The sequence below is a fragment of the Methermicoccus shengliensis DSM 18856 genome (assembly GCF_000711905.1).
GTDB lineage: Archaea > Halobacteriota > Methanosarcinia > DSM-18856 > Methermicoccaceae > Methermicoccus > Methermicoccus shengliensis.
The window spans coordinates 148539-168683 of sequence record NZ_JONQ01000008.1 but is presented as its reverse complement, the minus strand read 5'-3'; the positions used below and the strand labels follow the sequence as shown (position 1 = coordinate 168683).

Sequence of the window (20145 nt, the reverse complement as noted above, 5' to 3'; positions counted from 1 at the left end):
TTCACACTTTAACCTTAAACCTGCTCGCGTTGAGAACTGTTATTCCAACAAGCTTGTCCTCTCTGTATCTCAGCAGGATACCCTCTTCTGTAACTTCTGTATCTGTAGCTTTCTGAGGTCTTTCAAAGCTTATGTAGAGAACATCAGCTTCTTTATCGTAATCAACATGAAATCTTTTTGTAGGAAAATTCAGAAGCATAGGAACTGCATCAACTATTTTCTTCACTTCTTCTGCCATATCACTCCTCTCCTCAACACCTTATCTAATTTCTTAGTTATGAAAGCCGTAATTATAAAGCCATCGTCCTCAAGTTCTTTGTAAACCACAATTAGATATTTGGCATTGATCTTTCTTACTGCCAGAAGTTCATCAATCCAGCCTTTAACTATGAAGTCTGGATCCTCGATGGTTAGCAGAACTTCATCCGATAAACCAGCAAGTTCGTCATGGTTTTCCACGATGTGAAACCATCTTTCTTCGGTTAGCCTTATCGGGACTCCATTTTTAGATATAGCTCTTCCTGTCATTTTGCCACGCTCATGATTAGCTCGTAGTCTTCCTCGGGAATCTCCCTCATCGCCTTACCCATCAGATGACCCGACCATTTCCTCTTGTTCGTTATGAACTTCAGCTTCGGGATCAGAGGCTTGAATTCAACGGGTTTTTCGAAGATCTTAATCGGTTTGAGCTTTATTCTCAGCGGAAAAGTTTCATTCCCCATTCCCTTTGGAGATTTGAAGATTCTCGAAGAATCTCTGAAAACCTCAGAAGCCACTTCGTAAACAGCAACGATTCGAGGCTCTTTAATTTCATCTTTCTCTCTTTCCTGCTTAACGTAAATCAGAAGCTTATCTCCGGGTCTCACCCTCTTTATCGTGTTCTCGTGCCTTTCGGGAACGCCCCACATGTTTTTCTCCTTGATCACCTTCCAGTTCTCTTCATTGGTGATGCAGAGCCAGTAGGGCATGTTATCTTTTTTGCTTGGAACTTTTATAATCATTTCTCAACCAATTTAAATTCACAGACTTATGAAATTATAGTTAAATTCAAGAATCAATAAAATCAAAAAATATTGTTGTGTTTTAAATCTTTTAACCTTATTGTTCTCTTTGTATAGAAATTATTGGTATAGTTTTTCTACTTCAACTACCTTGCCATCGAGGGCAAATTGCTTGGAACGTACATCGCTGAATTCAGGAATACTCTTTTTGGGGAAGAATTTAATTTGCTGCTTTCTGTAGTGTCTCATCCCTCCAGAGAATCTCCATCTCACCATCTCCTTATCTTCTCCCCTCAGCAATTTTCTTAAACCTCTCTATTTCCCTCCACTTCTACATGATGATGCCGAGGAACTCCGGTTTTGAGAAGATCTCCAGAAGCTTTCTCTCCTCTTCCTCCCATCTCTCGATCTCCCGGGAGGCCTTCTTCGTCAGCGGAAGACCGCATCTCGAGCAGAATTTCGAGTCTCCCGGGTTGATGAAGGTGCATCTGGGACACCTTCTGACCTCGAGATCCTTCTCGCTCTCCTTCTTCAGCCCGTGCATCTCGAGGATGGCATCTTCAACATCCCGATCCGTGAGATGAAGATAGACTCCGACCATCTTGCTTCCCGGAACCCAGCCCATGTACCTCGCTCCGACTGATTCCGTGATCTCGGTGAGGATCTTCGTCGCCCGGGTGTGCCTGAAGAGGTGCGGATAAATCCTCTTCCTGATCCCGGCCCTCCTCGCAACCTTCTTGAGCTGTATCTGGAAGTCCTTGTACTGCATCGGAGCGGATCGGTTCTTCCCTGTGAGTCTTACCCACAGAGGGGCTTCCGGATTCTCCTTGAGAGGGTGATCGAAGAGCCACGCGCTCAGGAACTTCGTGGAGTAAACAACTCTGAGCCTCCTTTTCAGGGTTTTTCGATTTCGGAAGCCAGATCACAGCCCCGTACTCGTCGAACAAGACGTCTTTGATCCTCATGCTTGCTATCTCTCCGATCCTCGCACCGGTTTCGTAGAGCAGTGAAAGAAAAGCTCTGTCTCTGGAGTTCAGGCATGCGTCCAGCATCTTCCTGAACTCCTCCTCTGTTATGAGATCCTGCGGGGATACTTTGGTTTCCACATTCCCCAATGTGAACCAGTTCACGAGATCATCTTTTTCCAGCCCCCTGAAGAACTTCTTCAGGGTCTTCTTCACCTCGAAAACCACGCTGTCCGAGAACTCACCTCTGTTGACGAGTTCCTGATAGTGAATATGACTTTTCGAACATCCTCCCTCGTGAACTCCCGGAAATCCTTTTTCACGACATCCAGGATCTTCCGAGGTAGTGCACGTAGCTCCTGACCCTGAGTTCGGAAATTCCCTGGGGATTGAAAATGAGTAAAACATGCCCAGACCCGGATTTGAACCGGGGACACTCGGCTCTTCAGGCCGATGCTCTCCCAGACTGAGCTACCTGGGCATTATTTCACGCACTACCATCATACCTCACCTCCTTAAAAGATTTACTGTTGTTATGGTTTACTGTTGTTATGGGCACGTCATAGTTGGGGGATTCAATCTCCCGTATTTGCAGATGACATGGTAGAATTCATGACCCATTTTAGTAATGCTGGGCAGTGAGATACCATACCACACCCCCACAACCTTTATATACTGGCTATCACATGGTGGGGCAAAGCCAAGAGAGAGATATGAAGGTGGCAGGTGGCAATCTCGCCATCTTGATACCGTCCTCGTTCGGCTCCGAGGAGAGAGACGAGCGAATAAGGACGTACAAGATTGGCCAGGTTGCGCGGGCAGCATCTGTGTTCCGGGTGGATGATATATACATCTACAGGGACGAGGATCGTGATGACAGCAGGCTCATAGACCTCGTGCTGAGATATGCCGAAACCCCGCAGTACCTGCGAAAGCTGCTCTTCCCAAAAAGAAGAGAGCTGAAGTATGCGGGCGTCGTGCCCCCGCTGCGAACGCCACACCATCCGACGACATCGGACACATCGAAAACGAACATCGGAGACATCCGAACAGGTGTAGTGACCAAGGTAGGATCTGACGGCAGCGCATGGGTCGAACTCGGACTCGAGAGCCCAGCTCCACTCAGAAACCCGAAAGGTGTGAAGGTGGGGCAGCGCATAGACGTCAGGATCTTTTCGAAGACGCCACTTACAGTCGAGTATATAGCGAGGGAGCACATACCCACATACTGGGGCTACAGAACCCATGTGTGCGGACCCCTCCACTCCACGCTCAGCGCCCTGCGCTCTCGGGGCTGGTGGGTGCTGGGCACATCGAGGGAGGGAAGACCGCTGGACGCCAATGCCCTCATCGCTCTCAAAGGGCACATGAGCGGCAGGGTCTGTGTGGTGTTCGGCTCCCAGAAGAGAGGCATCAGAGAGATGCTAAGTGCCCATGTGGGCGATGGATGGAGGCAGCACTTCGATGAGGTGCTGAACACCATCCCGAATCAAGGGACGCACACCGTGAGGGCAGAGGAGGCGCTGATGGCCACCCTCGCCCTGCTCAACATCGTGCGCTCCTGAGAATGAAAAGCGAAGAACACGAGAGGGAAAGAAGATGGGACACATTCACCGTCCAAGACGTGGCTCGCTGGCGTTTAGCCCGAGAAAGAGGGCAAAGAGCGAAACGCCGAGAATAAGCTCGTGGCCCACATCAGATGAGCCAGGGCTGTTGGGGTTTGCGGGATACAAGGCAGGCATGACCCACGTGATGATGATAGATGACATGCCCAACAGCCCGACCGCTGGGATGACCGTATCTGTCCCAGTGACGATTATCGAGACCCCTCCGCTGAGGGTTGTGGCAGTGAGGGGCTATGAGGACACCACATATGGGCTAAAGGCGGCTGGCGAGGTGTGGGCATCTGAGCTGGATGACGACCTGAATAAGGTGATAAGGATTCCAGCCTCCTCAGGACAGGAGGTCTCGGTGTTGGAGGAAAAGCCCCTTTCAGACGTCAGGCTCATCGTGGCCACCCAGCCATCCCTGGTGAGCGGTGTGCCCAAGAAGAAGCCAGAGCTCATGGAGATGGGTGTGGGGGGCATGGATGTGTCCTCCAAGCTGGAGTATGCGGCGTCGGTGCTCGGCTCGAGCATATCCATTACTGATGTGTTCTCGGAGGGGGAGCTGGTGGATACGATAGCAGTCACCAAGGGTAAGGGCACGCAGGGCCCTGTGAAGCGCTGGGGCGTCCAGATGCAGAAGTCAAAGCACTCGAGGACAGGAAAGCTAAGGCACGTAGGCACCCTTGGACCATGGCATCCTCACTATGTCAGGTGGACAGTGCCCCAGCTCGGACAGACTGGGTATCACCAGCGCACGGAGTACAACAAGCGCATCATCAAGATTGGTGAGAGAGGCGAGGAAATCACACCAGCTGGTGGCATTCCTCACTATGGGGTGGTGAAAAATGCCTATGTGCTGCTGCAGGGCAGTGTGCCAGGTCCAAGAAAGCGTCTGGTCAGAATGAGGGCTCCAATAAGGCCGAGGAAGGTGCCAGAGGGCACACTGAACATAAGCTACATCAGCACGCAATCCCAGCAGGGGGTGTGAGCAATGCATGTTTCAGTAGTCGGTGCCGATGGAGTGAAGGTGGACGAGATGGAGGTCAGTCTGTTCGATGTGCCATACCGTCCAGATGTGATAAAGCGGGCAGTGCTCGCTGCACAGGCGAACAGACTGCAGCCCTATGGGCCCAGGCTCTATGCTGGCATGGAAAGCTCAGCAAGGTCTTGGGGTCCTGGCAGGGGCGTGTCCAGAGTCCCAAGGCTGGTGAACAGCTCGAGGGCTGCGATAGTTCCGCAGGCGAAGGGAGGAAGGAAGGCACACCCCCCAAAGCCATATGCAGATTACTCTGAGAAGGTGAACAAGAAGGAGAGGAGGCTTGCCATGCGCTCTGCCATAGCGGCTACTGCCAGCCCAGAGCTGGTTGCGGCGCGTGGCCACAGGTTCAGCTGCACACTCCCCCTCGTGTACGAGGACTCCATAGGGGAGATTGCCCACACCAAGGATGTGGTGGCCCTGCTCTCAAAGATGGGAGTTTACGAGGACGTTGAGCGTGCCAAACTTGGAATATCCATACGGGCTGGAAAGGGAAAGATGAGAGGAAGGCGATACAAGGTACCAAAGAGCGTGCTCATAGTGACACCCTCACGGGCGAGCATAGAGCGTGCAGCCCGTAACCTTCCTGGGGTGGATGTGGTTGATGCAAGGGGGCTCAACGTGGAGTATCTTGCTCCCGGTACACACGCTGGAAGGCTCACAGTGTGGACAAAGGGCGCCCTGAGCATGCTGGAGGAGTGGCTATGGTGATTGGATATCCGTTCGTGTCCGAGAAGGCAACGATTCTGCTCGAGGAGCAGGGCAAGCTTCAGATGATTGTGGACGTGAGGGCAACCAAGCAGGACATCAAGCGTGCCATTGAGAGCATGTATGAGTTCAAAGTGAAGGCGGTGAACACAATGGTCACGCCAGATGGGAAGAAGAAGGCTATCATAACGTTTGAGCAGAGCGACGCTGCCCACGAGATTGCCTCGAGGATAGGTGTGTTCTGAGGTGGTTGTATGGGTCATAGGATAATCTCACAGAACAGAGGAAGGGGAGGACCCAACTACCGTGTGCCCTCCCACAGATACAAGGCTGCCCTAAGGCACAGAAGGCACGCTCCGGAGGAGACTGTGAAGGGCACCGTGGTGGCGATAGAGCACGACCCAGCCCGGTCGGCGCCAATCGCAAAGCTTCGGTTTGAGGATGGAGCAGAGCAGTATGTGGTGGTGCCAGAGGGCATTGCCGTGGGCGATGAGATGGCATATGGCAGAGATGCCGACATCAAGGTGGGAAGCACTCTACCGCTCCATGCAATACCAGAGGGGCTGCCCGTGTGCAACGTGGAGGCAAGACCCAACGATGGTGGGAAGTTCATACGGGCCTCTGGCACGTACGGAATCGTGGTTGCCCATGAGGCAGAGAGAACGGGTGTTCAGATGCCGAGTGGTACGATAAAGTGGTTCAACCCCAAGTGCCGTGCCACAATCGGCGTGGTCGCTGGTGGAGGAAGGCTTGACAAGCCCATCGTGAAGGCTGGAAAGAAGTACCACAAGATGAGGAACACTGCGTCCAACTGGCCAAGGGTGAGGGGTGTGGCAATGAATGTCATAGACCATCCGTTTGGTGGTGGAGGGCATCAGCACACGGGAAGACCAAAGACGGTTGCAAGGGGCGCCCCGCCCGGAAGAAAGGTGGGCTCCATAGCGGCGAGAAGAACGGGCAAGAGGTAAGAGGTGAGTGGATGGCAAAAAAGAGTGCTGCCAAGATACCAAAGCGAAAGGGTGAATTCACATACCGTGGATACACGGTCTCTCAGCTTAAGGAGATGAGCCTCGAGGAGTTTGCACAGCTCCTTCCCGCAAGGCAGAGGCGAAGCCTCTTGAGGGGGCTCTCAGAGGAGTCGAAGAAGGTGCTCGAGAAGATTAGAAAGGGCAAGCGTGAGATCAGGACCCACCGAAGGGATATGATAATCATCCCGGAGATGATAGGCACCACGATATATGTGCACAACGGCGGAAGACCACAGACGAAGTCGGAAAGCGAGATCAAGGCGTACCACAGGGTGGACATCACTCCAGAGATGCTGGGTCACTACCTTGGGGAGTTTGCCCTGACCAGAAAGAGGGTGGTGCATGGAAGTGCGGGCGTTGGTGCCACAAGGTCGAGCAGATTCGTGCCACTGAAGTGAGGTGTGATGATGGCAAGGATACAGTACACGAGGGAGTTTGACCCACAGCGCAGTGCCAAGGCAATGCGATATGAGCTACACATCTCACCCAAGAGCTCCAGAGAGGTTGCCCGTGCCATAAGGGGCATGAGCCCCAAGGAGGCGAGGCAGCTTCTGGAGGACGTGGTGGCGATGAAAAGGGCGATACCGTACAGGTGGCACGTGAAGGGCGTGGGGCATCGAAGGGGGAAGATTGGTCCCGGAAGGTTCCCCCAGAAGTGTGCCCGAGAGTTCCTGAAGCTGCTCGAAAATGCAGAGAACAATGCCCGCTATAAGGGGCTTAACCCAGAGAGGATGAGGATTGCCCATGCATGTGCCAAGCGTGGAAGGGTGATTCATGGCTTCATTCCAAGGGCGTTGGGCAGGGCTACGGCAAAGAATACGGAGACGGTGAGCATAGAGATGGTGCTCGTGGAGGTGTGAGAGTGGCAGTGGAGAGCAGGTTCGTGCGGGAAGGGCTCACCAAGGCACGGCTCAACGAGTTTCTATCCAGACGGCTCGAGAGGGCTGGCTACGGAGGGATGGTGGTCAAGCGGACGCCCATGGGCACGCACATCACGGTGTACTCCGAGAAGCCCGGGATGATCATCGGCAAGGGTGGAAGGACAATCAAGCAGCTCACAGCAGAGCTGGAGACGAGATTCGATATGGACAATCCCCAGATAGAGGTACAGGAGGTGAAGGTGCCAGAGCTCAATGCCCAGATGATGGCCACACGGCTTGCCAGCACTCTTGAGAGGGGATGGTACTTCAGGAAGGCTGGGCACACCCTGCTGCAGCGCATCATGGAAGCAGGAGCCCTTGGATGTGAGATAGTGATATCTGGCAAGCTCACAGGCCCCCGCTCAAGGACCGAGAAGTTTGTGGCAGGGTACATAAAGCACGCTGGCGAGCCTGCAGAGGACCTCGTGCAGGAGGGCTTTTCAATCGCTGTGAAGAAGCTGGGTGTGATAGGGTGCAGGGTGAGAATCATACCACCAGATGTGGAGCTTCCAGACGACTTTCGCATCGTAGAGCCGGCTGCTGAGGCGTCCGAGCAGGAGGAGGAGCCCTCGAGACCGACTGAGACCGAAAAGCCCACCCTTGTTGAGGAGCTGGAGGCCTCTGAGGAAGGTGAGGCAGGTGCAGAACAGGCGCCTGCGGAGAGTGAGGATGAGATGCCAGCGGAGCCGTCCGAGCCGAAGATCGAGCTTCCAGAGCCCACCCTTCCGGGTGAGGAGATACGGGAGCGCGATGGCAGAATCGAGCACAAGCACGAGGGCTACGAGTACTGGCATCCGTATGAGCGTGTACACAAGAAGGCAGGTGAGCAGTGATGCCAGAGCTTAAGGTGTCTGAGATGCGAACGATGACCAAGCAGGAGCTGGATGACGAGCTTGCCTCCTTGAGGGCAGAGTTGATTGCGGAGAGAGCAAAGCGCTCTGCTGGAGGCGCTCCAGAAAACCCGGGGCGCGTCAAGAGCATCAAGCGGACGATAGCCCGCATCCTCACAGTAAAGAGGGAGAGGGGAATTCCATGATCACTCCGAGCAACCTGCCAAGCCACGAACTCATGGGGCTCAAGGTGAAGGTGGAGCACAGCACCAACCCGTGCCTTGAGGGAATCGAGGGCAGGGTGGTGGACGAGACCCAGCGCATCCTCGTGATAGAGGAGCCCTCTGGGCGAAGGGTCAGGGTTCCAAAGGACGTGTGCACCTTCGTCTTCGAGCTCCCTCCAAGGGTGAGGGTGAGCGGCAGGCTGCTCGTTGGGAGACCAGAGGACAGAATATCCAAGCGGTATAGGAGATGATGTTCATGGCAAAAGACATAGGAATCGAGGTCAAGCCCCCCAAGCAGGAGTGCAATGATGAGCACTGTCCCTTTCATGGACACCTCTCCGTGAGAGGGCAGATGCTCGAAGGGGTGGTGGTCTCGGATAAGATGGAAAAGACGGTGGTCGTGGAGAGGGAATATGAGCTGTGGGTGAAGAAGTACGAGCGATACGAGAAGAGACGTTCCCGAATCCATGCCCACAACCCACCGTGCATCGGTGCCAAGGTGGGGGACAGAGTGCTCATAATGGAGTGTAGACCACTCAGCAAGACCAAGAGCTTCGTGGTGGTGGAGGTGAGATGATGTACAGCCACAAGGGAACGATTACGAGGGCGCTCAATGCTGGCGCGCTGCTCACGTGTGCCGATAACACGGGAGCCAAGGTACTCCAGATAATCTCCGTGAAGAGGTACAGGGGTGTGAAGAACAGGATGCCAAAGGCTGGCATAGGCGACATGTGTGTGGTGAGCGTGAAGAAGGGCACCCCAGAGATGCGAAAGCAAATCATGAAGGCGGTCATCATCAGGCAGAAAAGGCCCTACCGGAGGCCAGATGGGCTGATGGTCAGCTTTGAGGACAACGCTGCCGTCATCACGGACGACTCGGGCGTCCCCAAGGGCACCGAGATCAAAGGACCAGTCGCCAAGGAGGTTGCCGAAAGGTATGGAAAGATCGCCTCGGCAGCTACCATAATAGTGTGAGGAGTCATCATGATCAGGTCAAGCAAGCCTTCCAAGCAGAGAAAGTTCAGGGCAAGAGCCCCCCATCACACGAGAAGGAAGTTCCTCTCTGCTCATCTCAGCGAGGAGCTCAGAAAGGAGTATGGGAGGAGAAGCGTGCCCGTGCGGGTGGGCGATACAGTGAGGGTGCTCAGGGGCGACTTTAAGGGCACTGAGGCAAAGGTGGAGGCAGTGGACTACAAGAACATCACCATCGTGGTGGATGGTGTGAGCGTGCTCAAGGCGGATGGCACAGAGGTACCAAGACCCATCCATCCGTCCAACGTGATAATAACCAAACTCGACCTCTCAGATGAGAGGAGGTTGGGAGGTAGAGCATGAGTGGACATCAGAAGGCGGTCTCGGCACCCAGGAGCTGGAGGCTGCCGAGAAAGGCACACAAATGGGTAGCCAAGCCCATGCCCGGTCCCCACTCGAAGCACACCAGCATAACACTGCTCATGGTGCTCAGGGATGTGCTGGGTCTCGTGGACAACGCGAGGGAGGCAAAGAGGGTGCTTAACGAGGGCAACGTGCTCGTGGACGGTAAGGTCAGAAGAGAGCCCAAGTTCCCGGTGGGGGTGTTCGATGTGCTCTCCATCCCCAAGCTCGAGAGGCGCTATCGTGTGCTGGTGGACAGGCACGCTCGCCTTTACCTCGTGGAGGACATGGAGCAAAACCTCGTAAAGCTGTACAAGGTTAAGAATAAGAGGATGCTCAGAGGTGGCAGGATTCAGCTCAACCTCCATGATGGTACCAACATCCTCGTGGAGGACGAGGGCATCAGGCCAGGAGACTCTCTCGTGCTGAGCCTTCCAGACAAGAGTATCATCGAGCATGTTCCGTTCAGGAAGGGCACCCTCGGATACGTTGTGGAGGGTAAGCACGCTGGCGAACTCGCCAAGGTGAAGGACATCCACGTGTTCAAGCGCCCCACCAAGAACACCGTGACTCTCGAGGTGCGTGGTGAGGTTGTGGAGACTGTGGTGGACTACGTGTTTGCTCTGGGCAGGGAGGAGCCAGCCATAAGCATTCCAGAGACGTTAGAGGAGGTGGCGTGATGGCTGAGAATCCCATGAGGGCGCTCGTGGTGGACAAGGTCGTGGTGCACATGTGTGTGGGCGAGAGTGGGCAGGCCCTTGTCAATGGAGAAAGCATCCTCGAGCAGATATCGGGCCAGAAGCCAGTGCGCTCCAAGGCAAAAAAGACATTGCCGAGCTTTGGCATAAAAAAGAGGGAGCCCATTGCTGCCAGAGTGACCTTAAGGGGCAAGCGGGCGGTGGACTTTCTCACACACGCTCTCGACATCGTGGACAGACAGATTCCAGGGGCGAGCTTTGACGAGAATGGGAACTTCTCCTTTGGCATAGAGGAGCACACAGACTTTCCGGGAATGGCATATGACCCTAACATAGGCATATATGGAATGGACGTCACGGTGTGCATCGCAAGGCGCGGATACAGGGTGGCCAGAAGAAGAAGGCAGAGGGCAAGGCTCGGTGCCCATCATAGGGTGACGAGGGAGGAGGCGATGCAGTTCATGAGGGACGCCTTCGGTGTGGAGGTGGTGTGATTGGTGCAGACGAAGAGGAGCTTTGGAAGAGGTGCTCACGAGTGCAGGCGATGTGGTAGAAAGCAAGGGCTCGTGAGAAAGTATGGCATCTACCTTTGCAGACAGTGCTTCAGGGAGATTGCCAACAAGATGGAGTTCGAGAAGTACTGAGGTGAGTGTGATGTCTCTCAATGATCCGCTGGCAGATGCCCTTTCTGCCATAAAGAATGCCGAGGCTGTTGGAAAACTCTCATGCACGCTCAAGCCCGCGTCCAAACTGATTGGCAGCGTGCTCAGGGTGATGAGGGAGTACGGATACATCGAGGAGTTCGAGTTCATAGATGATGGCAAAGCCGGAGAGTTTCATGTCAAGCTCAGGGGCAAGATAAACACGTGTGGTGTCATCAAGCCCAGGTTTTCTGTGAGGCTCACCGAGTTTGAGAAGTGGGAGGCAAGGTTTCTGCCAGCAAGGGGGTTTGGAGTGCTGATACTAACCACCCCCAAGGGCGTGCTCTCGCATTACGAGGCACGAGAGATGGGGACAGGAGGTCAGCTGCTGGCATACGTGTACTGAGGTGAGGCTCATGGGCAAGGAGATAAGAAAGACCATACCCATCCCAGAGGGAGTGATGGTGAAAAAGGAAGGCAATGTGCTCACTGTGAGCGGGGAGCTTGGAACCCTCACGAGGGAGTTCACATATCCCAACATCGTGGTGGATGTTCAGCAGGATGAGGTGGTGGTGGACACCCGCGTCCCAAGGCGCATCTACAAGGCGATGGTGGGCACGTTCGCATCCCACATCCAGAACATGATCAAGGGAGTGCGTGAGGGATACAGGTACGAGCTCAAGGTCGTGTTCTCCCACTTCCCAATCCAGCTCTCTGTGGAGGAGGGCAGGGTGGTAATCCAGAACTTCCTTGGTGAGCGAAGCCCAAGATATGCCTCAATCGTCGGGGACACCAATGTGGAGATTTCGGGAGATCGTGTGATTGTGAGCGGGATAAACAAGGAGGATGTTGGCCAGACAGCCGCCAACATCGAGCAGGCGACACGCATCAAGCGGCTCGACCCGAGGGTGTTTCAGGACGGAGTATACATCGTGGCGAAGGGTGAATGACATGAGCGACACTGTAGAGAGAATGCTCAACATCCGCAGGCGACAGAAGGCGAGCAAGCCCAAGTTCAGAAGGTACGGATGGCGCACCAAGGCAAAGCTCTCCAGCGCTTGGAGAAGGCCCAGAGGGCTGCACAACAAGCTGAGACAGCACATAAGAGCAAAGGGAAGGGTTGTGCGCGTTGGCTTTGGCTCGCCACGCATTGTGAGGGGCTATCATCCCTCTGGGGTGCAGGAGGTGCTCGTGCACAACCCATCCATGCTCGATTCCGTGGATGGGAGCACACAGGCCGTTCGAATCGCTGGAGGGGTGGGGCGCAAGAAGAGACTTGAGATACAGAGAAGGGCAGCCGAGCTTGGAATAAGGGTGTTGAATCCCGTTGAGGAGCCAGTAGAAGGGGAGGCAGGTGAGGACAATGACTGACCTCAGAGTGCAAAAGAGGATGGCTGCAAGCCTGCTTGGTGTGGGCGAGGGCAGGGTATGGATAGACCCCGAGGAGGCTGAAGAGGTCTCCAAGGCAATCACCAGGCAGGATGTGCGCGAGCTCATAGAGAAAGGAATAATCAAAAGAAAGCCAGTGCAGGGCATCAGCAGGGTGAGGGCAAGAGCTCTTGCTGCAAAGCGGGCGTATGGACACCGGAAGGGGCCTGGCTCGAGAAAGGGTGCGAAGGGCGCGAGAGCTCCCCGCAAGGAGCAGTGGATAAAGCGTATAAGGGCCCAGAGACGGCTGCTCTCAGAGCTCAGAGACAGTGGAAAGCTTACGAGGTCTGAATACCGCATGCTGTACAGAAAGTCAAAGGGTGGGGAGTTCAGGAGCACTGCCCATCTCAGAACATATATAGAGACGCACATCGCTGAGCGGAGTGAGTGATATGGCCACAGGACCGGGATATAGAGTTCCGTTCAGGAGGAGAAGGGAGGGCAGGACGAACTACAGAAAGAGGCTCGCCCTGCTGCTTTCCAACAAGCCAAGGATGGTGGTCAGAAAGAGCAACAGGGATGTGCTCATCCAGCTCGTGGAGTTCTCCCGAGAGGGTGATCGCACTGTGCTCACATGCAGTGCGCGCATGCTCAGGAGGTATGGGGCTGAGCCTCCATTTAAGAGCGTTCCAGCCGCCTATCTCACAGGGCTGCTGTTTGGATACAGGGCTCTTGAGGCAGGATATGAGGAGGCGGTGCTCGACATAGGGCTTGCCACCTCCACAAAGGGTGGAAAGGTGTACGCTGCCGTGAAGGGAGCACTGGATGCTGGTCTGCACGTGCCCTGCGATGAAGAGATGTTCCCAGATGAGACGAGGCTCAGGGGCGAGCACATACGGGACTATCGTGGGGTGGACGTGCCCTCGGTGGTCGAGACCGTAAAACAGAATATATTGAAGGAGTACGGTGATGGTCGATGAGTGGTATCAGGGGTGGCAGGAGAGCCAGAGGTCCCGGTGCAGAGGAGATTGACCTATCAGAGTGGAAGCCAAGGACAAGGCTCGGCAGGCTGGTTGCCTCTGGAGAGATTGCGAGCATTGACGATGCGCTGCTCTCTGGGCTTCCCCTGCGGGAGCCAGAGATTGTGGACATGCTGCTGCCAGGGCTTGCCGATGAGGTCCTCGAGGTGAACATGGTCCAGAGGATGACCGACTCTGGAAGACGCGTGAAGTTCAGGGTGACCGTGGTGGTGGGAAACTCGGATGGCTACGTGGGCGTGGGCCATGGCAAGGATGTGCAGGTGGGTCCAGCCATCAGGAAGGGCATAGAGAACGCCAAGCTCAACCTCATCAAGGTAAAGAGGGGCTGTGGCTCGTGGGAGTGTGCATGTGGAACAGAGCACTCGGTCCCGTTCGATGTGGTGGGTAAGTGCGGCAGTGTGAGGGTAAAGCTGCTTCCCGCTCCTCAGGGGCTTGGAATAGCCGCCGCTCCCACTGCACGCAAGGTTCTCGAGATGGCGGGCATCAAAGACGTGTGGACGCGCACCACTGGGGAGACGAGGACCACCATCAACTTTGCCAAGGCCACATTCGACGCACTTCGCAAGGTCAATTTAATGAAAACCCCAGACAGGATACATGTGGGCGTGAGAGAGGGTGAGGAGTGATGTACGCAGTGGTTAGGCTCAGAAGCACCATAAAGACCAAGCCAGACATCAGGACCACTCTCAAGTTACTCAACCTCACGAGGAACAACCACTGCACGCTGGTGCAGGACACTCCCCACTACAGGGGAATGCTTCAGGTGGTGAAGGACTACGTGGCATACGGTGAGGTGGATGCAGACATTATCGAGGAGCTGCTCACTCACAGGGGTGAGCTCGTCGGGGGCAGGAGGCTCACCGATGAGTATCTGAGGGAGCACACACCTTTCTCTTCCATCAGGGAGCTCGCAGAGAAGCTCTCCGCAGATGAGATCAGACTGAAGGATGTTCCCAACCTGAAGCCCGTGCTGCGCCTTCACCCACCCCGCAAGGGACACAGGGGCATCAAGAGGACGTATCAGCAGGGTGGGGAGCTCGGCTATCATGGAAAGGCTATTGCCGAGCTGCTTCACAGGATGAGGTGATGGCAATGCAGATCAAGAAGTTCAGGGGCACGAGAACGTGTGGCGGTGGCACCCATAAGAACCGCAGGGGTGCTGGCAACAGAGGTGGAAGAGGCGGCGCAGGAGATAACAAGCATCACTTCGTGAAGAACCTCCTCGCGGGCATGAGAAGGGGGAAGCATGGATTTAAGCGCCCCATGGCGGTGTCGAGACCCACCCACACGATTAATGTGGGGGAGCTCGAGCAGCTCGTGCATGCCCTCATGGCTACTGGTGCACCCTCCCATGTGGTGAACACAGAGGAAGAGCCCGTAAGGGTGAACGTTGGTTCACTCGGGTTCGACAAGGTGCTGGGCTCTGGAAGAATGAGCACCCCAATGGTTGTGGTGGCACGGGAGTTCTCTGCCTCCGCCATCGAGAAGATAGAGGCAGCAGGTGGTAGGGCAGTGTTTGAGGAGTGAGAGGGGGAAGGCTGGTTGGATGAGCAGACCAAGCTGCGGCTCGTGGAGATATTCAGCAAGCTGCCAGCTGTCAGGCGTCCCGAGGGACACGTGCATTTCAAGCAGAAGATGTACTGGACGGCGGGCATTCTCATCCTCTATTTCGTGCTCGCCAACATCCCCCTGTTTGGCCTCTCACCACAGTCAATAGACCTGTTCGAGAGCTACAGGGCGTTCTTTGCAGGAGCCTCGGGCACCATCATACTGCTCGGAATTGGGCCAATCGTCACGGGCTCCATCGTGCTTCAGCTGCTTGTGGGCGCGGGCGTGCTCAAGCTGGACCTGAGTCAGCCTCTCGATCAAGCCGTGTTTCAGGGGCTTCAGAAGGCGCTCGTAATACTGATGATAGTGGTAGAGGGTCTGCCACAGGTGCTGGCTGGGTACATCGCTCCGGACCCTGCCCTTGCGAGCACGCTCGGCATCTCGCTGGGCACGCTCTCCATGATTCTGTTCATCCAGATATTCATAGGGGCACTGCTCATTCTCTACATGGATGAGGTGGTGTCCAAGTGGGGTATAGGCTCTGGCGTGGGTCTGTTCATCGTGGCTGGCGTCTCTCAGGGCATCATTACGGGACTGCTCAACTGGCAGATGGTGGAGGGACTGCCCGCTGGGCTCATCCCAAGGTGGATATATCTGCTGCAGCATGACTTTGGTGAGTTTGTTGCCAACTCCACCCTGATAGAGGTGCTGGTCACCACCCATCTGCTCGCCCTCATATCCACGGTGGCAATCTTCCTGTTCGTGGTGTTCGCAGAGAGCACCCGCATCGAGATTCCCCTTGCCCATGCGGCCGTCAGGGGGGCCAGGGGAAGGTTCCCTGTGAAGCTGATATACGCCAGCGTGCTGCCCATGATTCTGGTGAGGGCACTGCAGGCCAACATCCAGCTGTTCGGCACGGTGCTCTCATCGAGGGGCATCAACGTGCTTGGAGAGTATGTGCTCACGCCCGGAGGGGGCTCGTATCCTGTACCGGGCTCCATAATGTACTACCTCAACCCCATCCATGGTCCGAGCGACTGGATTCCATCGTTGGTGGTGCACAACGAGACGGTTGGCCAGATTGCGCTGAGGCTCGGCGTGGATGCCTTCCTGCTCGTGGTCGGAGGCATAATATTCTCCATATTCTGGGTGGAGACAACGGGAATGGGCGCGAAGAATGTGGCTCAGAACATCCACATGTCTGGAATGCAGATTCCGGGCTACAGACGCAGCATTGGCTCCATCGAGAGGGTGATGAGACGGTACATCCCGAAGGTGACTGTGCTGGGTGGAGCCACCATAGGTGTGCTCACACTGGGTGCGAGCATGCTGGGCACGCTGGGAGGCGTGGGAGGCACGGGGCTGCTGCTCACGGTGTCCATTGTGTATCGACTGTACGAGGACATAGCCTCTGAGCAGATGATGGAGATGCACCCCATGCTCAGACAGTTCTTTGGGAGGGAGAAATGAGGCTCGTGATGTTTGGAGCCCCTGGGGCTGGAAAAGGCACACAGGCAAAGAGGCTTTCAGAGCATCTGGGCGTGCCTCACATCTCCACAGGGGATATGCTTCGGGAAAACATCGAGCAGCGCACAGAGCTTGGCAGGGCTGCCAGGAGCTACATGGACAGGGGAGAGCTCGTGCCAGACGACATCATAAATGGTATGGTGAGGGTGCGGCTTGAAGAGAGCGATTGTGAGCATGGTTTCATCCTCGATGGCTATCCCAGAACAATTCCACAGGCTGAGGCGCTCGATCGCATGCTCGGTGAGATGGGCATTGAGCTGGATGCTGTGTTCGACCTCGAGGTTCCAGATGAGGAGATTGTGAGGAGGCTTTCTGGAAGGAGAGTGTGCAGGCAATGTGGTGCGAGCTATCATGTGGTTTTCAACCCCCCAAAGCAGCCCGGCGTGTGCGATGTGTGCGGTGGGCAGCTCTATCAGCGAGAGGATGACACGGAAGAAGCGGTACTCAACCGCATCGCAGTGTACAAGCGAAAGACCAAGCCCCTGCTCGAGTACTATACGAGGCGGGGTTTGATGAGGACTGTGGATGGCACTGGCTCAATCGATGAGATATTCGGCAGGCTCTTGGGCTTGCTGCCTGGAGGCAAGTAGTATGAAGAAAAAGAGACAGCAGATGTATGCTGGGGTGGCAAAGGGTGTGGACAGAGGCCTCATTGCCCTCGGCCTGTTTCTGATGCTCGGTGCAGTGCTGTTGGGCACAGACTTTCGAGACACTGTGGGCAGCATTGTGGGCGGAGTGCTCTCACCCCTCACGGCCATGCTGCCAATGGACATGGTGATTTTCGTGCTCGCTGTGATCACGGGTCTGTATTCCTCGCTCATACAGAAGTACACCATGGACTGGACCCTCATGCACAGGATACAGGACAAGATGCGGAAATTTCAGCGGGAGTACATGGAAGCTCAGAAGGCAGGAAACAAGCAGAAGCTTGCAAAGCTCGAGCAGGAGCGTGCCCAGATGATGGCAGAGCAGGGGCAGATCATGAGGCAGCAGTTCAAGCCCATGATGTACATCACAGTGGTCACCCTGCCCATATTCTACTGGTTATATCTTCAGGTGAATGCCGCCCCCTACACTATGGTTTTGCCCGTGCTGGGAGAGAGGTCGCTCTCTCAGGGCATTATGGGCTTTCTTCAGTACTGGATTGTGTGGTACGTGCTGTGCTCGCTCATGATAAGCCAGGTGATCAGAAAGGCGATAGATGTTGGAGGGAGGTAGTTGAGGCTCGCAATAGGCGGGCTTCCCGGAAGCGGCACCACCACCCTCGCAAGGCTGCTCTCAGAGAGGCTCGGCATTCCCATGGTGTCCTCTGGTGAGCTGTTCAGAGAGATGGCGAATGAGAGGGGGCTCTCACTCTCTCAGTTTGGAGAGCTGTGTGAGAGGACGCCAGAGGTGGACAGAGAGATAGATGAGAGGATGCGTAGAGCTTCACGGGAGATGGATAGTGGAATCTTCGAGGCAAGGCTGGCTGCACACTTTGCCATCGCCGACCTTAAGGTGTGGCTGAAGGCGCCAGCAGAGGTTAGAGCCATGAGGGTTGCCCAGAGAGAGGGAATCGAGGTAGAGCGGGCACTCTCGGTGATGCTCGAGCGGGAGAAGAGCGAGCACACACGGTACATGAAGTACTACGGCATAGACCTTCATGACCTTAGCCCATATGATGTCGTGCTCGACTCCCATACGTTTAACCCCGAGCAGCTTGCGGAAATCGTGCTGTGCTGCATTGCTCAGCTGTCTTCCGGAAGGTGAGCATGGAGAGAAAGTTACTTCACAGGATGAGGGCCGAGAGCGACCCAGCGTATGGGTGCCGCCCAGTGGCACGACCGATGGAGGAGTACCTGCGGATGGGCGTGGTGAACATAGACAAGCCGGCAGGTCCCACGAGCCACGAGGTGTCTGCCTGGGTCAGGGATATACTGCACATCGAGAGGGCTGGGCACGTGGGAACCCTCGACCCCCATGTGAGTGGTGTGCAGCCCATACTGCTGGGAAATGCCACGAGGGCTGCCCTCGCACTCTCGAGAATCGACAAGGAGTACGTGTGTCTCATGGAGCTCCACAGCTCTGTACCCACATCTGTGGTTGAGCAGGTGCTGGAGGAGTTCACGGGCGAGATATATCAGATGCCTCCTATGAAGAGTGCCGTCAAGCGTCAGCTCAGGGTGCGCACCATACACCACATCAGCCTGATAGAGCACGAAGACAGGAGGGTACTGTTCAAGGTGGGATGTGAGGCTGGCACCTATATCAGAAAGCTGTGCTTTGATATAGGAGAGGTGCTGGGCTTTGGTGCCCACATGAGGGAGCTGAGGCGCACAAGGAGTGGGCAGTTCTCAGAAAAGGCGTTGTTCACGCTCCATCAGCTGAAGGACGCCTATGTGGCGTATGAGGAGGGAGACGATTCTGAGCTGAGAAGAGTGGTGCGTCCGGTGGAGGAGGCTCTCACCCACCTGCCCGCGATATATGTGCGAGACAGTGCAGTAGATGCCCTGTGCAGAGGGGCATCGCTCGCAGCACCAGGTGTGGTTTCGGTGGATGCCTCGATGAAAATGGGTGACCTCGTGGCGGTGTACACCCTCAAGGGCGAGGTGGTGGCGCTTGCAGACGCTCAGATGGATGCCACGTCTGCATACGAGGCAGAGGGGGGAATCGTTGCCACACCAAGGCGCGTGCTCATGCCACCTGGCACGTATCCTAAGGGATGGACATCTAGGGCATAGGGCATCGAGGAGTCAACCACTCACCGTCAAACGGTGTGTAGTCCTTAGGACATGAGCTTGGGTGACCGCAGCCCCTGCAATAGCTGCATCAAAAAGTTAACTTGCAATTCCCCCAAGTTTTTGCGTTGCTTCCGACTGAAAAGAGGGTGCATCATCGCCCAAGGAACCACCATAGAACGAGAAAGAAGATGGAAAGGTGTACCGTGAGCATTATCAGCCAGAACCACTTCACGATTAGCACTCTGGTCCTAATGCTAACCCTCACCTGCCTCCTCCTTGACCTTCTTTATGCGCTTTAAGGCGAAGAAGCTTTCCCTCTCGATTTCGTCCAGTCTCATGGAGATGTACGCCATCTGCTCCTCAGAGCGAGGGATGAGGATGAACTCGATGGCGTTCACCCTTCTCTTGGTCTTCTCGATGTCCCGAAGCAGGCGTCTGATGGCGGTCTCCTTCTCGGCTATCTGCAGCACGAGGTCGAGCGCTCTCTCGAAGTGCTTCATCACCTCGTCTATCTTGGCAGAGCCCTCGAGCACGCTGCTCTCCCTCGTGAGCAGGCTCTTGATAACATCGAGCTCGCTCACCTCTGGCACCTTGACGCCCATGATGTTCTTGCTGCTCACCCTCAGACCCTTTTTGTCGATGGCATCAACGGCGAGGGCAATGCTCTCGAGGGCGAGCGCGCCGTGCTGAATCTCAGCAGAGGCGAGCGCCCTGTAGGCTGCGTTCAGCTGCTTGTACAGTTCTCCCTGAAGGTCTCCGGCTTCCCTGAGTATTCTGAAGAACTCGAGGATGAGTGCATCTCGCTTCTGCTTGAGCAGCTTGTGCCCCTCTTTAGCGAGCTTGATACGCTGCTTGAGCTTTATCAGCTCCATCCTCGTTGGCTTTATTCTTTCCCCACTTACAGCCATGC

The 20145-nt window shown here is 55.4% G+C and carries 35 protein-coding genes, 1 tRNA gene and 2 pseudogenes; 29 read left to right on the top strand and 9 right to left on the bottom strand.

Annotation, left to right across the window (positions count from 1 at the left end):
- Position 1: 1 nt before the first annotated feature.
- From BP07_RS03155 to BP07_RS03125, 8 genes and pseudogenes are all read right to left on the bottom strand, one after another.
- Positions 2–238 (bottom strand): DUF2283 domain-containing protein, encoded by a 237-nt coding sequence (locus BP07_RS03155; protein WP_052353199.1) that lies wholly within the window; start codon positions 236–238, stop codon positions 2–4.
- Entirely contained in the window at positions 223–528 is a 306-nt protein-coding gene (locus tag BP07_RS03150) for a hypothetical protein (protein ID WP_042685474.1), read from the bottom strand. The genes BP07_RS03155 and BP07_RS03150 overlap by 16 nt, the downstream gene beginning before the upstream one ends.
- Positions 525–968 (bottom strand): EVE domain-containing protein, encoded by a 444-nt coding sequence (locus BP07_RS03145; protein WP_042685928.1) that lies wholly within the window; start codon positions 966–968, stop codon positions 525–527. Before BP07_RS03145 ends, BP07_RS03150 begins: the two co-directional genes overlap by 4 nt.
- 153 nt (positions 969–1121) lie before the next feature.
- Complete coding sequence (locus BP07_RS03140; protein WP_042685468.1) at positions 1122–1301, bottom strand: hypothetical protein; 180 nt, start codon at positions 1299–1301, stop codon at positions 1122–1124.
- Between the two features lie 31 nt (positions 1302–1332).
- Positions 1333–1602 (bottom strand): hypothetical protein, encoded by a 270-nt coding sequence (locus BP07_RS08940; RefSeq protein WP_169736236.1) that lies wholly within the window; start codon positions 1600–1602, stop codon positions 1333–1335.
- Between the two features lie 30 nt (positions 1603–1632).
- Positions 1633–1809: pseudogene (locus BP07_RS09215) on the bottom strand (hypothetical protein); the annotation flags it as partial.
- A 103-nt stretch (positions 1810–1912) separates the two neighbouring features.
- Positions 1913–2374: pseudogene (locus BP07_RS09210) on the bottom strand (tyrosine-type recombinase/integrase); the annotation flags it as partial.
- Positions 2374–2447: transfer RNA gene (locus BP07_RS03125), tRNA-Phe, on the bottom strand. The pseudogene BP07_RS09210 and the gene BP07_RS03125, both read right to left, overlap by 1 nt.
- A gap of 205 nt (positions 2448–2652) precedes the next feature.
- Here BP07_RS03125 and BP07_RS03120 point away from each other — a divergent pair.
- From BP07_RS03120 to BP07_RS02980, 29 genes are read left to right on the top strand one after another with little or no spacing between them, the layout of a single operon-like run.
- A complete protein-coding gene (locus BP07_RS03120) occupies positions 2653–3531 on the top strand; it encodes a putative RNA uridine N3 methyltransferase (RefSeq protein WP_245597035.1) in 879 nt (292 codons plus the stop codon).
- Between the two features lie 34 nt (positions 3532–3565).
- A complete protein-coding gene (locus BP07_RS03115) occupies positions 3566–4561 on the top strand; it encodes a 50S ribosomal protein L3 (RefSeq protein WP_042685453.1) in 996 nt (331 codons plus the stop codon).
- A gap of 3 nt (positions 4562–4564) precedes the next feature.
- The gene (gene rpl4p, locus BP07_RS03110; RefSeq protein ID WP_052353198.1) at positions 4565–5320 is read left to right on the top strand and encodes a 50S ribosomal protein L4; all 756 of its coding nucleotides are present in this window, start codon (positions 4565–4567) and stop codon (positions 5318–5320) included.
- Positions 5314–5562, top strand: coding sequence for a 50S ribosomal protein L23 (locus BP07_RS03105; RefSeq protein ID WP_042685450.1), 249 nt, complete (start codon positions 5314–5316; stop codon positions 5560–5562). Before rpl4p ends, BP07_RS03105 begins: the two co-directional genes overlap by 7 nt.
- A gap of 9 nt (positions 5563–5571) precedes the next feature.
- Positions 5572–6285 carry a 50S ribosomal protein L2 gene (locus BP07_RS03100; protein ID WP_042685448.1) on the top strand — a complete coding sequence of 238 codons (714 nt, stop codon included), beginning with the start codon at positions 5572–5574 and terminating at the stop codon, positions 6283–6285.
- An 11-nt stretch (positions 6286–6296) separates the two neighbouring features.
- Complete coding sequence (locus BP07_RS03095) at positions 6297–6743, top strand: 30S ribosomal protein S19 (protein ID WP_042685445.1); 447 nt, start codon at positions 6297–6299, stop codon at positions 6741–6743.
- A 9-nt stretch (positions 6744–6752) separates the two neighbouring features.
- Positions 6753–7205, top strand: a complete 453-nt coding sequence (locus BP07_RS03090) for a 50S ribosomal protein L22 (RefSeq protein WP_042685442.1) — start codon at positions 6753–6755, stop codon at positions 7203–7205.
- Positions 7206–7207: 2 nt separating this feature from the next.
- A complete protein-coding gene (locus BP07_RS03085) occupies positions 7208–8098 on the top strand; it encodes a 30S ribosomal protein S3 (RefSeq protein ID WP_042685439.1) in 891 nt (296 codons plus the stop codon).
- A complete protein-coding gene (gene rpmC, locus BP07_RS03080; protein ID WP_042685435.1) occupies positions 8098–8301 on the top strand; it encodes a 50S ribosomal protein L29 in 204 nt (67 codons plus the stop codon). The genes BP07_RS03085 and rpmC overlap by 1 nt, the downstream gene beginning before the upstream one ends.
- A complete protein-coding gene (gene rnp1, locus BP07_RS03075) occupies positions 8298–8570 on the top strand; it encodes a ribonuclease P protein component 1 (RefSeq protein ID WP_042685434.1) in 273 nt (90 codons plus the stop codon). Before rpmC ends, rnp1 begins: the two co-directional genes overlap by 4 nt.
- Positions 8571–8575: 5 nt before the next feature.
- Positions 8576–8896, top strand: coding sequence for a 30S ribosomal protein S17 (locus BP07_RS03070; protein WP_042685922.1), 321 nt, complete (start codon positions 8576–8578; stop codon positions 8894–8896).
- Positions 8896–9294, top strand: a complete 399-nt coding sequence (gene rpl14p / locus BP07_RS03065; RefSeq protein WP_042685919.1) for a 50S ribosomal protein L14 — start codon at positions 8896–8898, stop codon at positions 9292–9294. The genes BP07_RS03070 and rpl14p overlap by 1 nt, the downstream gene beginning before the upstream one ends.
- A 9-nt stretch (positions 9295–9303) precedes the next feature.
- Positions 9304–9654 (top strand): 50S ribosomal protein L24, encoded by a 351-nt coding sequence (gene rplX, locus BP07_RS03060; RefSeq protein ID WP_394296286.1) that lies wholly within the window; start codon positions 9304–9306, stop codon positions 9652–9654.
- The gene (locus BP07_RS03055; protein WP_042685431.1) at positions 9651–10373 is read left to right on the top strand and encodes a 30S ribosomal protein S4e; all 723 of its coding nucleotides are present in this window, start codon (positions 9651–9653) and stop codon (positions 10371–10373) included. Before rplX ends, BP07_RS03055 begins: the two co-directional genes overlap by 4 nt.
- Before the next feature lie 14 nt (positions 10374–10387).
- Positions 10388–10885: a 50S ribosomal protein L5 gene (locus BP07_RS03050; protein WP_084174098.1), complete on the top strand. Its 498-nt coding sequence runs from the start codon at positions 10388–10390 to the stop codon at positions 10883–10885.
- Positions 10886–11035 (top strand): 30S ribosomal protein S14, encoded by a 150-nt coding sequence (locus BP07_RS03045; protein ID WP_042685426.1) that lies wholly within the window; start codon positions 10886–10888, stop codon positions 11033–11035.
- A gap of 10 nt (positions 11036–11045) precedes the next feature.
- Positions 11046–11438: a 30S ribosomal protein S8 gene (locus BP07_RS03040; protein WP_042685424.1), complete on the top strand. Its 393-nt coding sequence runs from the start codon at positions 11046–11048 to the stop codon at positions 11436–11438.
- A 10-nt stretch (positions 11439–11448) separates the two neighbouring features.
- Positions 11449–11982 carry a 50S ribosomal protein L6 gene (locus tag BP07_RS03035; protein WP_042685420.1) on the top strand — a complete coding sequence of 178 codons (534 nt, stop codon included), beginning with the start codon at positions 11449–11451 and terminating at the stop codon, positions 11980–11982.
- A gap of 1 nt (position 11983) precedes the next feature.
- A complete protein-coding gene (locus BP07_RS03030) occupies positions 11984–12403 on the top strand; it encodes a 50S ribosomal protein L32e (protein WP_052353197.1) in 420 nt (139 codons plus the stop codon).
- Entirely contained in the window at positions 12396–12851 is a 456-nt protein-coding gene (locus BP07_RS03025) for a 50S ribosomal protein L19e (protein ID WP_042685417.1), read from the top strand. The genes BP07_RS03030 and BP07_RS03025 overlap by 8 nt, the downstream gene beginning before the upstream one ends.
- Position 12852: 1 nt before the next feature.
- Positions 12853–13380 carry a 50S ribosomal protein L18 gene (locus BP07_RS03020; RefSeq protein ID WP_042685413.1) on the top strand — a complete coding sequence of 176 codons (528 nt, stop codon included), beginning with the start codon at positions 12853–12855 and terminating at the stop codon, positions 13378–13380.
- Positions 13377–14066 (top strand): 30S ribosomal protein S5, encoded by a 690-nt coding sequence (locus BP07_RS03015; protein ID WP_052353196.1) that lies wholly within the window; start codon positions 13377–13379, stop codon positions 14064–14066. The genes BP07_RS03020 and BP07_RS03015 overlap by 4 nt, the downstream gene beginning before the upstream one ends.
- Entirely contained in the window at positions 14066–14527 is a 462-nt protein-coding gene (locus BP07_RS03010; RefSeq protein ID WP_042685410.1) for a 50S ribosomal protein L30, read from the top strand. Before BP07_RS03015 ends, BP07_RS03010 begins: the two co-directional genes overlap by 1 nt.
- 5 nt (positions 14528–14532) lie before the next feature.
- Positions 14533–14967 carry an uL15m family ribosomal protein gene (locus BP07_RS03005; protein ID WP_052353229.1) on the top strand — a complete coding sequence of 145 codons (435 nt, stop codon included), beginning with the start codon at positions 14533–14535 and terminating at the stop codon, positions 14965–14967.
- 15 nt (positions 14968–14982) lie between these two features.
- On the top strand, positions 14983–16458 hold the full coding sequence (gene secY, locus BP07_RS03000) for a preprotein translocase subunit SecY (protein ID WP_084174075.1): 1476 nt from the start codon (positions 14983–14985) through the stop codon (positions 16456–16458).
- Positions 16455–17105, top strand: coding sequence for an adenylate kinase (locus tag BP07_RS02995; protein ID WP_042685406.1), 651 nt, complete (start codon positions 16455–16457; stop codon positions 17103–17105). Before secY ends, BP07_RS02995 begins: the two co-directional genes overlap by 4 nt.
- Before the next feature lies 1 nt (position 17106).
- Complete coding sequence (locus BP07_RS02990) at positions 17107–17733, top strand: DUF106 domain-containing protein (RefSeq protein ID WP_052353195.1); 627 nt, start codon at positions 17107–17109, stop codon at positions 17731–17733.
- On the top strand, positions 17734–18264 hold the full coding sequence (gene cmk / locus BP07_RS02985; RefSeq protein ID WP_042685405.1) for a (d)CMP kinase: 531 nt from the start codon (positions 17734–17736) through the stop codon (positions 18262–18264).
- A 2-nt stretch (positions 18265–18266) separates the two neighbouring features.
- A complete protein-coding gene (locus BP07_RS02980; protein WP_042685402.1) occupies positions 18267–19235 on the top strand; it encodes an RNA-guided pseudouridylation complex pseudouridine synthase subunit Cbf5 in 969 nt (322 codons plus the stop codon).
- Between the two features lie 254 nt (positions 19236–19489).
- Here BP07_RS02980 and BP07_RS02975 read toward each other — a convergent pair whose 3' ends face one another.
- Positions 19490–20143, bottom strand: a complete 654-nt coding sequence (locus tag BP07_RS02975) for a V-type ATP synthase subunit D (protein ID WP_042685903.1) — start codon at positions 20141–20143, stop codon at positions 19490–19492.
- Positions 20144–20145: the final 2 nt, after the last annotated feature.